The sequence below is a fragment of the Methylobacter psychrophilus genome (assembly GCF_025583945.1).
GTDB classification, from domain to species: domain Bacteria; phylum Pseudomonadota; class Gammaproteobacteria; order Methylococcales; family Methylomonadaceae; genus Methylobacter_C; species Methylobacter_C psychrophilus.
The window spans coordinates 21,325-36,985 of record NZ_JAOEGU010000039.1 but is presented as its reverse complement, the minus strand read 5'-3'; the positions used below and the strand labels follow the sequence as shown (position 1 = coordinate 36,985).

The 15,661-nt window shown below is 45.8% G+C and carries 7 protein-coding genes and 1 riboswitch; of the genes, 6 read left to right on the top strand and 1 reads right to left on the bottom strand.

The window, feature by feature from the left end; all coding sequences use genetic code 11:
• Nucleotides 1–235: 235 nt before the first annotated feature.
• Complete coding sequence (locus N7974_RS15335) at nt 236–1,804, bottom strand: autotransporter outer membrane beta-barrel domain-containing protein (RefSeq protein ID WP_262966464.1); 1,569 nt, start codon at nt 1,802–1,804, stop codon at nt 236–238.
• Nucleotides 1,805–2,186: 382 nt separating this feature from the next.
• Nucleotides 2,187–2,264: riboswitch (cyclic di-GMP riboswitch) on the top strand.
• Between the two features lie 41 nt (nt 2,265–2,305).
• On the opposite strand from N7974_RS15335, the gene N7974_RS15330 reads away from it, so the two are divergent.
• The 6 genes from N7974_RS15330 to recD all read left to right on the top strand — a co-directional run bounded on the left by N7974_RS15330 (nt 2,306) and on the right by recD (nt 15,650).
• Nucleotides 2,306–3,781 carry an esterase-like activity of phytase family protein gene (locus tag N7974_RS15330; RefSeq protein ID WP_262966463.1) on the top strand — a complete coding sequence of 492 codons (1,476 nt, stop codon included), beginning with the start codon at nt 2,306–2,308 and terminating at the stop codon, nt 3,779–3,781.
• Between the two features lie 54 nt (nt 3,782–3,835).
• Nucleotides 3,836–4,522 carry a lamin tail domain-containing protein gene (locus tag N7974_RS15325; protein WP_262966462.1) on the top strand — a complete coding sequence of 229 codons (687 nt, stop codon included), beginning with the start codon at nt 3,836–3,838 and terminating at the stop codon, nt 4,520–4,522.
• A 574-nt stretch (nt 4,523–5,096) separates the two neighbouring features.
• A complete protein-coding gene (locus tag N7974_RS15320) occupies nt 5,097–6,371 on the top strand; it encodes a cobyrinate a,c-diamide synthase (RefSeq protein WP_262966461.1) in 1,275 nt (424 codons plus the stop codon).
• A gap of 113 nt (nt 6,372–6,484) precedes the next feature.
• The gene (recC, locus tag N7974_RS15315) at nt 6,485–9,970 is read left to right on the top strand and encodes an exodeoxyribonuclease V subunit gamma (RefSeq protein ID WP_262966460.1); all 3,486 of its coding nucleotides are present in this window, start codon (nt 6,485–6,487) and stop codon (nt 9,968–9,970) included.
• Nucleotides 9,967–13,671 carry an exodeoxyribonuclease V subunit beta gene (gene recB, locus N7974_RS15310; RefSeq protein WP_262966459.1) on the top strand — a complete coding sequence of 1,235 codons (3,705 nt, stop codon included), beginning with the start codon at nt 9,967–9,969 and terminating at the stop codon, nt 13,669–13,671. Before recC ends, recB begins: the two co-directional genes overlap by 4 nt.
• Nucleotides 13,668–15,650, top strand: coding sequence for an exodeoxyribonuclease V subunit alpha (recD, locus tag N7974_RS15305; RefSeq protein ID WP_262966458.1), 1,983 nt, complete (start codon nt 13,668–13,670; stop codon nt 15,648–15,650). Before recB ends, recD begins: the two co-directional genes overlap by 4 nt.
• The last annotated feature ends 11 nt before the right edge of the window (nt 15,651–15,661 follow it).

Sequence of the window (15,661 nt, the reverse complement as noted above, 5' to 3'; positions counted from 1 at the left end):
CGATGCAAAATCTTCAGAATTACCAAAGATGTTTATCGGGGTAAGCACAAGCATTACTCCCTGACATGGAATTTAGTGGCTGCTCTTGTTAACTTACGCTATGACTGTATTTAGGAAAGATGTCTAATAATTAAGTAAAGATTCCTTAGGCTAAAAATAGAAAAAGCGGCGACAAGATTGCCTTGTCGCCGCTTTTGTTAATGCACCCAGTTGCCGGGCTTAAAACCGAGGCCATTTAGCCTTTTTTATTACGACGAGTAAAACCTAAAAAACCCATAATTGCAGAACCGAACAACCAAGCTGCTGCTGGAACCGGAACTGCCGCTGGTGCAGTAACCAGTTGTAACTGGCCACCTTCAACCAACAACGGATTGCTGGAGGACTTGTGATTTTGAGTAACCATCATAAATGCGTCATAACCCAAAATAGCTGATACGTCAATAACACCTGAAGATTCTTCATCAGCAGTAACAGAACCAACAACCACATTACCTCCAACCACATCACCAAACAATGCAGCATCATGCTTTAAGATGGCGGTTAATGAATCTGTAGCCAGATCATAAGACCATACTTTGGCATTATGAGGAGCATTACCGGTATCTTCTTGCAATATCAATGACTTGCCATCAGCAGACACGGTCATATTATCCATCATGATTTGGCCTTCAGTACCATCCAGCAACTTTTTAATAGTGCCGCCCAATTCTGGATTGGTAATATCTGCAAAATCCAATTCCCATAAACGTGAACGACCCACTTGGGTTTGACCTGTAATTTCAGTTTTGTCGAGTTGATCAGTGGTCACAAACCAGAACTTGCTACCATCAGCACTCCAGGTACCATCTTCAGGGCGAGAAAATGTGGTAGCCGTATCGCTTAAAGTAAACGCCGTACCATCAACGATATTGGTGGCACGTGTAGTGCCATTAGCGATTTCAAGAGCATTACCGGTAACATTAACAAACTTCAGATTACCGTTATTCAAACCGGCTTTATCAACTTCAGAACCGGTATTGGTTTTCGTACCTACATACACACCAACCGTATTATTCATGACACCAGTACCGCCATCGTTGGTACCGATAGCAATAGTTTTATCCTGTGAGAAAGGATTAATTAAAATATTTTCCCAACCGCCAACAGCCGTTCCGCCAGAACCGTTGGTTGCCAAATTAAATTTACCCAATGTGTAACTGCTGCCAGCGTCTAAACCGGTAACCACTGTTGCTTGTGCCCAACCCGTGCTGCCGCCTTCCTCACCAGTCATGAACAATTTTGCTTGAGTACCCATACCTGTTGCTACATTAAACAAAGCGCTCGCAGCAGGCAGGTCGGCAGAGCAGAAACGACTAAACGTAGTAGTCAGATTAGAAACTGCCTGTGATTGTTGAAGTCCGTTATCCCAACCATAAACTTTAGTGATCAAATCCCCACCGCTTTGTACGGCTAAAGTAGATTTATCAATGACCCATTTAGACACATAAGCACCGCCTTTAGTCGCATCAGGATTATGCGTGTGCGCAGAACCGACAGTATTATTCCACTCATGATTCATCAATACGGTAAAAGTACCATCATTATTATCAAAAGCACCCAGACCATCAGGAAGACCGCCCATGGTATAACCGCCCACTACGTTTCCGGTAGTCAGGATGGAAGTTACTGCCCAACCTGGAGCAGTAGCCAATGGAAGCAGATAAGGTGCTGTAGTCGTGCTGGGGCCTGTAGCAGCAGATGCCATCAAAGGCATACCTGCCAATATTGCAGCAACAGCTGCAACAGATTTTTTCATTTTAAACATGGTTTTTTCCTGGTTAATAAAATTATTGAGTTGACCCGGTAACTATTAACCGGAGAATGATTTATACCGAAGAAAAATGACAGCAGCATTAAAAACACATACAGACTATATTATTAAATAAAGCCTTTTATTCAATAAGATATAGTTGTCATACACTTGTATTACAACAAGACAAAATCTAAACAAAACTGTAATCTTTTTGACACAAAAGCTTGGCATTTTTTAAAACTTAATACTTTACTAAGCCCGGATAATTTATCGTGTTTAGTCGTAAGCAGCGTTAATTTTTGTCTTTTTACCAAGCATCTACGCCCTCTCGATTGAGACCGTAAATTTGTAATCCATGTCATTAAAATGACATAACTGTCTGTCAAAATAAAGTTTGTGTCAAAACTAAACCCGTTGTGAAGCGGGGACAGAAAGCTGCGGGTCTAAAAGACGAGATAGCCGGGTTACCACCTAATTGCGTATCCCACACTAACAAAACTTTTAGGACTTACAATGCATAAAAAACTGTTACTTTCGGCTATCATAGCCTCACTTTGTGCCGCTACTTCAGCGCATGCAGCAATCACATCAGGCCAATTAATCGCTATTGGCAGCTTGAGCGGCAGTTCTGCCGGTCTTAATACCGATTTATCAGGCTTAACGGGCTTGCTTGAAAACGGTGTTGCAGGTAATTTCCTGGGCGGTATCGGTTCAGGTCTTGCTTACGCAGGCGGAAATACTTTTATTGCGACGCCAGATCGCGGACCTAATGCAACGGCGTACAACAGCCAAGTAGACGACACATCTTCTTATATTGCACGTTTCCATACCATAACTCTGGATTTAACTGCCAATACATCAGGTACTGGTTTGGCTTATAACCTTACGCCAACATTAACAGCAACCACTTTGTTGTCTAGCGCCACAACGCTAAATTATGGCACTGGTGCAGGCTTGGGTAACCAAATAAATGGCGCTCCCTTAGGTTCCGGCGCACCAATACTGAATACAACCAACAACACCAATTATTTTACCGGTCGTTCTGATAACTATGGTTCTGCCAATGCACTGGCCGCACCTGATTCTAGTTCAGCAAACCCCAGTAATGGCCGCTTCGATCCCGAAGGTGTGCGTGTTTCGAATGACGGCAAGAGCGTGTTTATTTCCGATGAATACGGCCCTTATGTCAACCAGTTTGACCGTGCAACCGGTGAGCGCATTAAATCTTTTGCGCTGCCTGCCAATTTGGCCGTTGCAAATCTGAATCCGGTTGGCGCTACCGAGATAGCTAACAACACTGCAAACGGTCGTGTTACCAACAAGGGTATGGAAGGTTTGGCCATTACTCCGGATGGCACCATGCTGGTAGGTATCATGCAAGCTGCGTTGGGACAAGACGGCGGCAAAAGTATTCGTATTGTGACTATTGACATCGCAAGCGGAGCTACTCACGAATACGCCTATAAACTAACAACCGGTTCAGGTGCCAGTGAAATTATCGCTATCAACAACCATGAGTTTTTGATCGATGAGCGGGATGGCAAAGGCTTGGGAGATGGCAGTAACGCAGTCGTCAAGCAGTTGTATAAAATTGACATCACAGGTGCAACTGAAGTTAGCGGTATGACTGGCTCTTCGGCATTAGGCGCTGCAGCAATTCCAAAAACCTTATTTCTTGACGTAGCCGCTACACTTAATGCCAACGGCATCAGCAAAGCCAATATCCCATCCAAGATTGAAGCGATGGCTTTTGGTCAGGATATTCTCGATAACGGTACCTTGTTCCACATCTTATATGTTGCCAACGACAATGATTTTGTTCCTGACGTCGCGGGTGCCAACCAATTTTATGTATTTGCTGTTGCCGATACGGCCCTTAACTTTCAGGCACAACAAATTTCTGCTGTCCCTGTTCCCGCAGCTGCCTGGTTGTTTGGTACAGGCTTGCTTGGCTTAATGGCTTCGTTAAGAAAACGCGTCCGTGCTTAAATAAATCACCACCACGATATCGTGGTAGTTTTTAACCCTACTTGAGAAATTAAAATGAACCATAAAACCATAGTTAAACTTTTGGCTGCCGGCGCTATGCTGAGCGGCCTAATCAATACCGCTGAAGCATCCGTTACTAATGTTAAAATCACCGAATGGATGTACAACTCCAACGCTGGAGAATTTATCGAATTTACTAATCTGGGATCAACCGCTGTTAATTTTGCCGGTTGGAGCTTTGATGACAGCAGTAGAACACCCAACTCAAAACCATTATCGGACTTTGGTCTTATTGGCGCAGGTGAATCAGTAATATTGACCGAATTAACTGCAACTGCATTTCGCGCAGAATGGAATTTATCAACCAGCATAAAAGTTATCGGGGGCAATAGCCAAAACCTGGGACGCTCCGACGAAATTAATCTTTATGATAATACCAATACCTTGATTGATCGTCTTACCTATAATGACCAAGGAAGCGGCACTGTGAAAGGTCCACGTACTCAATACGTAAGCGGCATCCCTGGAAGTCTTGCTGCTTTGGGAGCCAATAATGCCTCACTATGGGCTTTGTCTACTGTAGGTAACTTAGATGGTGCCTACCTATCATTAAGTGGTGACATTGCCAGCCCGGGTAAAACGTCATTCGCTGGATCAGCAGTGCCGGTACCTGCTGCTGTATGGCTGTTTAGTTCAGCATTGGCGGCATTAGGTTTTGTTGGAAGACGTCGAAAAGCATAAATTATCGACTTTTAAGAGCTATCGTAATCCTAAAATATCTGCTTTGATTAAGTCGATGTGATGGGGTTACGATAGTCACTTTTATAATACAAGTTATACAGATTTCAGATACATAATTTCCATGTTGACAGATACCATCCCTTCAAGGGATGTTATCTGTATGAGCTTACAGCGATATGAATTGGAAGTTTAATTTCTGAAAGTCTATATGTGCTTTTTTCGCATCCCATAACTGAAATCCAAATTCATTCTGTTCATAGCGTTACTCACTATCGTTGCATCTCACTTTACCCTCGACTCATAAGTGTGCTTCATTAGTTAAATATCAACTACCGTCAATCAAAATTTCGTCCTATCGCAAATTCCAAAGCAATATTTTTTAATATCGAATGTCGTTTACCGACCAATAGTACTAAAACATCAAAGTTACTGACCACTGTAATAATTTATCAGTATATTGGATTTTTACGCTTCAATAGCCCGTCTAAAAATCTAACCGCCAATACCACGCTAAAGTATGCGATATTACTGCACAGGAAGAATTTTCGATTTTTAAGATCAACAAGGGTAAATTATGCAGGTAGCGTTATTGGCAGGGACTCATTCAGGTTGTGGTAAAACCACGATAATGCTGACTTTGTTACAATATTTTCAGGATGCAAAGCAACACATCACTGCCTTTAAAAGTGGGCCGGATTTTATTGATCCACTTTGGCACCAAGCCATTACCGGCAAGCCCTCTTATAATTTGGACACGCGCATGATGGGGGCTGATGCTTGTCGACTGCAACTTGTCACAAAAACAGCGAACACTGAAATTGCCTTAATTGAAGGTGTTATGGGCTTATTTGATGGTGCGGCAGGCGTTGGCGAGGAAGGTTCCAGTATCGACTTAGCTTGTGCCTTGGCTTGCCCTGTTATTCTGGTTGTCGATGCCAGTGGCATGAGCGGAAGCATTGCGGCATTAGTCAGCGGCTTTGTAACCTTGGCCGCTCAAAAAGGCGGGAGCATTTCCGGCATTATCGCCAACAAAGTCGGCAGCGCTTATCATGCCGAATTGTTACAAAACGCTTTATCAGAATATGACTTACCGCCCTTAATTGCCTGGATGGAACGCAGTAATCACAGCATAGACGAACGTCACTTGGGTTTAAAAATGCCGGAGCGGGAAGATATCACCGATTACTTACCCTTCTTTCATGTAGACCCGGCTATTTTTATGAAGGCTTTCTCTGAACATAAAATACCAGGGCCGGCAATATCAACTCCCACACTCCTGCTTGCCGGTAAAACCATTGGCGTTGCCAAGGACGCTGCTTGTTGCTTTATTTATCCTGCAAATCTGGATTGGTTGACCGCCAATGGTGCCAAAGTGAAATTTTTCTCGCCACTCGCCAGTGAAGAAATCACACCTGAGATAAATGCTATTTGGCTACCGGGAGGTTACCCGGAATTACACACGCAGCAACTATCAGAATCGTCAACGTGGCAATCATTAAAGGCTTTTGTTGAAAGTGGTAAACCTGTTTTGGCAGAATGTGGTGGGGCCATGTTGTTGGGTAAGTCCATCATCGATAGTACGGGTAAATCGTGGCCAATGGCGAATATATTCCCCTATGAATCACACATGCATCCACGCTTGGCGGCTCTTGGCTATAGGCAGGAAAAATCAGGTGTTCGCGGCCATGAATATCATTATTCCAAACGTGAAAATGACCATGGACTGGAACCTGCATTTTCCCTGGAGCAAGGCGATAACGGAGTACGTTATAAAAACACCAGAGCTTCTTATATCCACTGGTATTTTTCTGGTGTCCCGGAGCAGGTTGCCGCGTGGTTTGATAGCTAAAGAATGGTCATTTTCCATTCCTTAGCCCTGCAGCAGGCACTGCTTTTACCGGGATTACTACAATATCAAATCCTTACTTCACCAAAATAATTTCAAAGCAAAAAAATATTCTCATGACAGAAACAAGCTACAAGACCCTGCTGGACAGCGGTATTGCCGTCATTCACTCCAACAAACTGGAAGCGTTGGGAGATGTAGTCGAATACTGGCTACGGGAACATCCTTTGGCACCGTTGGAAAATGAAATATTTCTGGTGCAAAGTAATGGCATGGGACAATGGTTACAACAAAGCCTGGCGAAAAATAGTGCGTTAGGTATTGCCGCAGCGATTAAAGTGCAATTACCATCAGCGTTTATCTGGGCTGTTTATCGTTCGGTATTGGGCTCACAAATTCCCAAAGAACAACTGCTGGCAAAAGCGCCCTTGACCTGGCGCTTGTACCGTTTGTTGCCGACACTGATTACCCGGCCTGAGTTTGAAATTTTAGCGACATTTTTGGCGGTCGATAACAATAGCCGCAAACGCTATCAACTCGCTGAACAGCTGGCTGATCTTTTTGACCAATATCAGGTTTATCGTTCGGACTGGATTGCCGATTGGGCAACAGGTAGTTATAACTTGCACAATGGCCTTGGAGAAAGCCAGGTTATGCCCGAACAACAACGCTGGCAGGCCGCATTATGGCGGGCAGTATTGGCGGATTTAGGTATTCAATATACGCCCTATGCCAGTCGTGCAGCCGTTCATACGCAATTTATGACTCAAATTGATACACAGAAACAGCGTCCTGTCGACATGCCACGGCGAATAATAGTCTTTGGTTTGTCATCGCTACCCCAGCAGTCGCTTGAAGTATTAGCCAAACTGGGCAAGTTTTGTCAGATAGTCTTGTTTGTTCATAACCCTTGCCAGCATTACTGGGCAGACATTATTGAAGACAAAGAGCTGTTAAAAGCTGAACGCCGCCGCCAAGCTTATAAACCCGGGATGACTGGCGTATTGCCCACAGAAGAATTGCATCTCCACTCGCAACCGTTACTCGCCGCCTGGGGCAAACAAGGACGTGATTATATTCGCTTGCTGGACCAGTTTGACGATACCCAAGCTTATGCAAACTGGCATTGGCCGGAGAGCAAAATTGATCTGTTCAAGGATTACTGCGAACTCGGACAAGGCAGTCTGTTACAACAATTACAACAATCAATCCTCGATCTGGAACCGCTACCTGCAAAACCTGTTGAACTGCCTGAAGTTGATAACTCCCTCATGTTTCATATTGCTCATAGTCCGCAACGTGAAGTCGAAATTCTTCACGATCAGCTATTAGCCCGCTTTAATTCGGCTGAAAACTTGAAGCCACGCGATATCATTGTCATGGTGCCGGATATCAATAAATACGCACCACATATCCGTGCGGTATTTGGCAATATCAAGTCCGGTGATTCCCGCTACATTCCTTACAGCCTGGCCGATCAGCAACAGCGAGGTCAAAATCCCTTGCTGGTTGCCGCTGAAGCCCTACTTAACTTACCTGATTCCCGTTTTGCCGTTAGCGAATTTCTGGGCTTGCTTGAAGTACCGGCTTTAAGACTGCGTTTTGCCATTGCTGAAGCCGCTATTCCCAAATTGCATCAATGGGTTGAAGAAGCCGGTATCCGTTGGGGTTTACATGCAGCACAACGCGCGCAAAATGTAGCGATGCCTAAAGATCTGGAAGCCAATACCTGGCAATTTGGTTTACGCAGAATGTTGCTCGGTTATGCCGTGGGGGCTGGTACCGCATTTAATGCCATTGAGCCTTACGACGAAATTGGCGGACTCGATGCTCAATGGGTCGGTGGCCTGTCATATCTGTTGGAAACTCTTGAAAAACAGGCCAACTTACTGCGGAAAGATCAAAACTATAAGGTCTGGCAAGAAACATTATCAGCGCTTTTGGAAGATTTTTTTGATGTCACCAGCAGCGAGGAAGAACGAAAAACGCTGGAGATACTTAGCCACTCATTAACAAGATGGGGAGAAATCTGCGAACAAGCCGGCTTAACCGATGACGATACTTTACCCTTAAACGTTGTTCGTGAAGCATGGCTGGCTACAGTAGATGAACCTAATCTCCAGCAGCGTTTTTTAAGTGACCGGATCAATTTCTGTACACTGATGCCGATGCGGGCCATCCCTTTTCGACTGATCTGCTTACTGGGTATGAATGACGGCGATTATCCACGCAGTCAACCCGCACAAAGCTTTGATCTGATGAGTCAACGCGGGCAGTATCGTCCCGGTGACCGGTCACGCAGACAAGATGATCATTATTTGTTTTTGGAAGCCCTGCTTTCGGCGCGACAACAACTTTATATCAGCTGGATAGGCCGTAACATTCGCGACAATAGTAAGCGCCCGCCATCGGTACTCATCAGTCAGCTACGCGATACACTGGCCCTGGGCTGGCAATTGGCAAATAACCAACCGGAGTTACTTAAAGCCTTAACCGTTGAGCACCCGCTACAACCTTTTAGTAAACAGTATGTGGCCAAAAATCGTGATCCGCGCTTGTTCACTTATGCCCGGGAATGGTTTGAACCATCAGCGTCCGTCAGTTTAGCCAGTTCAACCCCGGCGGCTGTTTATGAAAAAACGTTGTCACTGGGTCTGCAATCTTTGGGACGTTTTTTGAAAGCACCGGTAAAAACCTTCTGTAATAACACCCTCAAGTTTGGCTTCGATCAAGAGACCATTACCAGCGAAGACAACGAACCTTTTGGCTTTAACAAGCTGGAAAGTTATATGCTACGCCAAAATTTACTGGATGCCTTGCAAAGTGAAACACCAGATAACCCGGATACTTTTTTAGAGCAGCAACGCACAACCATGGCCAGGCAAGGTAAACTCCCGCTCGGAGGTTTCGCTCACGCGGCGTATGCTGATATTGCAGATCCCGTTAATAAGGTTTGGCTGGGCTACCAGACACTCCTGACTTTATGGCCCAAGGCAATTGAGGCACGCATTATTGATTTACAGTTTATCTTGGCTGATAGTGTCACTATTCAGCTAACCGGTGAGTTAATTAATTTGCGGCAAAATAGCGATGACCTGACTCAGGGATTGATTTATTTGACGCCGCAAGCCTTACTGGGCAAAACGGGAAAAATAAAATATCCCAACCTTTTAACATACTGGGTGCAACATCTTGCCGGCTGTGCAGCCGGTATGAATTTACAGACACTGGTGATGGGTTCCGATAGCGTGATTGAAATTGCGCTGCTTGAACAAACAGCAGCTTTTGCACAACTTAACACGCTGATTACAGCGTGGCATCTGGGTATGCAAGCGCCGTTACCGGTTGCCTGTAAAACGGCATTTGCCTGGTTGGGTGCATCACCAGATAACGCCATGGATACGGCAAAGTCTACCTATCAGGGTGATGACTGGACCAAGGGTGAAGTGGCCTACGATGCCTATCTCGCGCGTTTTTTCCCGACTTTTGCCCATTTAAACCAGACGGCTGCACAAGGTGATTTTAAGGCCTGGAGCCAAACGCTTTATGACGCTGCGTTTACTCAAATCAAGCAACAAACTGCACAGGATGCGCAATCATGACCGTCGTAAACTCATTAGATCCACTTGATTTTCCATTATCCGGTACCCGCCTGATAGAAGCCAGCGCCGGTACCGGCAAGACCTACACCATCGCGGCACTGTATGTGCGACTAATCCTTGGTCATGGTCAAAATCAAGATCCGGCTTTGCCAAGCCGTAACTTATTGCCGCCTGATATTTTAGTGGTGACTTTTACTGATGCGGCAACGAAAGAATTGCGCGAGCGTATTCGTGACCGTCTTACCCAAGCCGCCAGTTATTTTCGTGGCCAGTTTAGTGAGTGTGATGACTTTCTGGAACCGCTACGTAACAGTTATACCTCTGACGATTGGCCGACTTGTGCCCGTCAACTGGAACTGGCCGCCAACTGGATGGACGAATCGGCTGTGTACACAATTCATGGCTGGTGTAATCGTATGTTGCAGCAACATGCTTTTGATAGTGGCAGTCTGTTTCGTCAAGAGGTCAATACCGATGATACGGAACTGCTAAATCAAGTCGTACGCGATTATTGGCGAACTTTTTTCTACCCCTTATCTGAAATATCGTGTCAAGTACCGCTAAAACTGGCAGATTCACCAGAAGCATTAACCAAATTACTGAAACCTTTATTGTCTGAAACCGAAGCCTTGGGGCTTGATTGCCTTGTCACTGACATAACAACGGTCTTTAAAAGCTGGGAGACTTGGGAAAAAAAACGACGTGAACTGGAAAAACAGGCACGTTATTTATGGGCCACCCATAAAATTGAGCTAGAAAAACTGCTAAAAAATGCCTCCGAGAACCGCTGGTTAAATGGCGTTAAATACGCCCCGGCGACTTTCAACAAAAAACTGGCCGAGTTATCTGCTTGGGCGCAACGTGGTATTAATGAGGATATCGATACCCTGGTTAAATTCGGTCAACAAAAATTATCGTCAGGGCTGGTCAAAGCCCATCAAGACAAAACCGAACAATTACAGCACAAGGCATTTCAAGCCATTGATGCTCTGGCCGGTCATGTTGAGAAAGAAACAGAAGTAACGGAAACGCTGACTTTACATGCGATTCACTGGATCAGAAACCGTTACGATACCGAAAAACAACGTGCCGCTCACATGACCTTTGATGACATGCTAACACGATTGGATAAAGCCCTGCAAAGTGAGAGTGGAGAGCGACTGGCAAGCGTGATTCGCCAGCAATACCCGATTGCGTTAATTGATGAATTTCAGGATACCGACCCCGTGCAATACCGGATTTTTGCCAATCTGTATCCGGCAAACGTGGATAACGGCTTGGGCTGTTTTATGATTGGCGATCCCAAACAAGCCATCTATTCGTTTAGAGGGGCCGATATTTATACTTATCTTAAAGCCCATCAGGTCACAGCGGGGCGACACTATACCTTGGGAACCAACTTTCGATCTACTAAAGCGTTGGTAGATGCTGTTAATCAGGTATTTTTTGCCGCAGATCAACAAACTGAAGGGGCATTTCAATTTAAAAGTGAGAAAGCCAATCCGTTACCGTTTATAAACGTCGATGCCAAAGGTCGCGCCGAGGAATGGGTGATCAATGGAGAAATAGCGCCAGCGTTAACGCTCTGGCATTGGGACTCACCGGATGCCGTTGGCATGCCGGACTATCGCGAGCAAATGGCCGAAGTGGCTGCCAGCGAGATCGTGCGTTTACTGAATTGTGCCAATCAGGGTAAAACCGGATTTCAATCCAAGCCGGGTATCATTCAAGCCTTACAACCCTCGGACATTGCCATTTTAGTGCGTAGCGGCACAGAAGCCAAAGCCATCCGTAATGCGCTGGGAAGACGGCGACTACGTAGCGTTTATCTTTCTGAACGTGATTCCATCTATGCGACCAGTGAAGCCTCTGACCTGTTGCTTTGGCTAAAAGCACTGGCCGAGCCCCGTAATGAGCGCAAGGTACGTGCAGCGTTAAGCACTGCTGTTTTAGGCTGGTCGTATCAGGCACTTCATCAACTCACTATCGATGAACCAGGCTGGGAACAACAATTGGAGCGCTTTCTTGGTTACCAACAACGTTGGCAACAAGATGGCATCTTGCCGACCTTACGGCAACTAATGAATGATTATGGCTTGCATGCGCGACTGCTGACAGAAAATGACGGTGAACGTTGTTTAACCAATCTGCTGCATTTGGCAGAATTGCTTCAACAAGCAAGCGCCCAACTCGAAGGCGAGCAAGCATTAATAAGGCATCTGGCTGAAGAAATTGCTGCCGCCGATCAGGCCGCTGAAGAAAATATCATTCGCCTGGAAAGCGATGCCAATCTGATCAAGATCATCACCATCCATAAATCCAAAGGCCTTGAATATCCGTTAGTATTCTTGCCTTTTATCTGTAGTTTCAGGGAAGTCAGCGGTCGTTACAGCCACTATTATCGCTACCATGATGACCGGCAAAATTTATGCATTGATTTGAGCAAAGATGATGCTATTAAAAACATCAGTGACAGGGAAAGGCTTCAGGAAGATTTACGGCTGTTTTATGTTGCCATTACCCGGGCAAAACATGCCTGTTGGTTAGGTTTTGCTCCCATTAAAAGCGGCTCTGGTAAAGCCTGTCAGTTGGAAAAAACGGCGATAGGTTACTTGCTGGGTTGGGAGCCAAAAATGCCCGCCAACATGTTAATTACTAAACTAACTCAGCTCAAAGGAGCTTGTAAGGCTATCGTGATTGCCGGTTTACCCGAGCCTGCTCCGGCTGTTTATCAGCCTTCAGAGCAACATGAAATAATGGATTTACCGCTGCAATCAATTACCACTATTGCTGATAACTGGTGGATAGCCAGTTACAGCGCCTTGCAAACCGAGCACAAAAACACGGGCCAACAGCTTGATCGTAAGCTGTCTGACGTCCCTGAAACGGCTCAGGAAGATAAACAAAGTGATGAAGCGGATGTTTATGTTGGCTCATTAACAAAAACCCTGTCCGGCATCCATAGCCTGCCCCGAGGTGCAGGTCCCGGCGTGTTGGTTCATGAATTACTGGAACAGTGCGCGCAGCGTGGCTTTAAGGCGATGCTGGAAAAACCGGATGACTGCCGACTACTGATCGACAAGATTTTTAGCCACAAAACCTGGGATGATAAACGCGATATTATTGCCACGACAGTCATGCAATGGTTAACCATGCCGTTACTGGAAGGGTTGAATTTTGGTTTGGCTGATCTTGAAGTTGATGTTTACCAAGCTGAACTTGAGTTTCTGATTGGTGCAGAGGATGTCAGTATTCAAGCCTTGGATCACTTGGTCACCCGGCATACCTTTTCGGGCAAACCTCGGCCACGTTTATTACCGGCACAGCTAAACGGTTTATTAAAGGGCTTTATTGACTTGGTGTTTGTCCATAACCGGCAATACTACATTGCCGATTACAAATTTAATGGTCTGGGCAATAACGATGCCGCATACACACAGGAAATAATGGAAACGGCAATGTTGGCCAAACGCTATGACTTACAATATGCCCTGTATCTGTTGGCCCTGCACCGGTTATTAAAAGTCAGGATGGGCGATAGTTATGATTACGATACCCATATCGGCGGCGGTCTTTATCTGTTTTTACGCGGCGTAAATGGCACGTTAAGTGGCAGGATTTTCCATAAACCCCCAAAGGTATTGATTGAATGTATGGATAAGCTGTTTTTGGGTTCTAGTAAGCACGGAGAAACAGTATGACCAAGGGATTATCTGTTCTTGACAGTATCGATAACTGGATCAGTCTGGGTTGGTTAACGCATTTGGACAGGGCTTTTGTACGCTTTCTCATCGATCAGGAGCCTGATGCCAGTGATCCGGTACTTTGGGCTGGAGCACTTGCCAGTCATCAGTTGGGCCGGGGTGAAGTTTATCTGGATCTGGAAAAACTCTGTCAACAGCCCGAATTAACGCTGGCTATTTCTGGCGATGATGACAACCAGATCGAGATTGATGAATCAACAGCAGACACTTTAGGCGATGCGCAAGCACTTGCCGAATTATCGGCACTTAAAACTTATACACTCGAACAATGGCAAACGACTCTGAGCGCATCATCGCTGGTTGGCTTGGGTCATGGTAATACGCCACTGGTTCTGGAGGGCAATCGCTGCTATTTACGGCGTTATTGGCAGTATCAGCAAATACTCGATCAAGCCATCCAACAACGACTGCAACCGATCAGAACCAAACTGCCCACCGCTTTACAAGCACAATTACAGTTATTATTTGCGGCCAAAAGTCCCGAAAGTCCTGATTGGCAGAAAATTGCCTGCGTATTGGCGTTGCGCGCACGCTTTGCCATCATTACCGGCGGCCCCGGCACCGGCAAAACCACGACACTGACCAAGCTACTGGCTTTACTGATTAAACTGGCTAACGATGAATCCGGCAATACCCGCAAGCTCAATATTTTACTGGCAGCACCTACCGGTAAAGCCGCAGCGCGGGTCAGTGAATCGATCAGCAAAGCGTTAGAAAAACTGCAAGTTCCTGAAGACATTAAACAGGTTATTCCTAAAAAAGCGAGCACCCTGCATCGCTTGCTGGGTACTCGGCACGACTCACGGCACTACGTCCATCATCGCAATAATCCTTTGGTAGCTGACATCGTCATCATTGATGAAGCGTCGATGATTGATTTGGAAATGATGGCATCATTGCTCGATGCCTTGCCGGAGAACACCAGTTTAATACTGCTGGGTGACAAGGATCAATTGGCTTCTGTCGAGGCGGGTTCGGTGATGGGGGATTTATGTCGCGGCGCTGACAACAGCGCTTATGACGAACCAACCCATGCCTGGATCAGGCCGTATAGTGACGAAGCACTCAGTGCAAACGCCCTGGTTGGCTCGGCTATTAACCAGCAAACTGTCATGCTTCGCCATAGCCATCGTTTTGGTGAGCACAGCGGTATCGGTCAATTAGCCAAAGCCGTCAACAAAGGTGATTCCAAACTGGCTCAGGCTATTTTAAAAGATACCACAAGCTATCAGGATCTTGGTCACCTACTGTTGAGCCATCCGGCTGACATCCATTTAAAAAACTTGCTGACAGCCAATACCGGACTACAGGACGATAGCCAACCTAAAAATCGCCAAGGCTATGGTTATTATCTTGACGTTATCCGGCAAAAACGCCCGACCGATAAAATGCAATACCCGTACTGGGCAAAACAGGTTCTGGAAGCCTATGATACTTTTCAGGTTCTCTGCGCTTTGCGGCTAGGCCCTTGGGGCGTTGAAGGTTTAAATCAGCGTATAGAGCAATGGTTATTTCCCGGCCAAAAGCCAACGCTCTGGTATGAAGGTCGCCCCGTTATGATCACCCGCAACGACTACAACCTGGGCTTGATGAATGGCGATGTCGGCATCACCCTTAAAGATAGTACCGGAAAACTGCGGGTAGCTTTTCCCGGCGAAGATGCACACGATGCCGTAAACATTCTTTGGATATCACCCATGCGGCTACCGGATGTGGAAACGGCCTTTGCCATCACGGTACATAAATCCCAAGGCTCGGAGTTCAACCATGTTGCACTGGTTCTGCCGGAAACCAAAAGCCCGGTACTGACCCGTGAACTGGTCTACACCGCGATTACCCGAGCGAAAGAAAACTTCACCTTACTGGAAAGTCATGCCGATATTTTCAATCAGGCTATTTTAGCGACTTGTAAATAAAGGCTATTAAT

Bases quoted from the DNA above. Each gene is read 5' to 3' on its own strand.
- N7974_RS15330 (WP_262966463.1), top strand. From the start codon at position 2,306: ATGCATAAAAAACTGTTACTTTCGGCTATCATAGCCTCACTTTGTGCC.
- N7974_RS15335 (WP_262966464.1), bottom strand. From the start codon at position 1,804: ATGTTTAAAATGAAAAAATCTGTTGCAGCTGTTGCTGCAATATTGGCA.
- N7974_RS15325 (WP_262966462.1), top strand. From the start codon at position 3,836: ATGAACCATAAAACCATAGTTAAACTTTTGGCTGCCGGCGCTATGCTG.
- recB (WP_262966459.1), top strand. From the start codon at position 9,967: ATGACCGTCGTAAACTCATTAGATCCACTTGATTTTCCATTATCCGGT.
- recC (WP_262966460.1), top strand. From the start codon at position 6,485: ATGACAGAAACAAGCTACAAGACCCTGCTGGACAGCGGTATTGCCGTC.
- recD (WP_262966458.1), top strand. From the start codon at position 13,668: ATGACCAAGGGATTATCTGTTCTTGACAGTATCGATAACTGGATCAGT.
- N7974_RS15320 (WP_262966461.1), top strand. From the start codon at position 5,097: ATGCAGGTAGCGTTATTGGCAGGGACTCATTCAGGTTGTGGTAAAACC.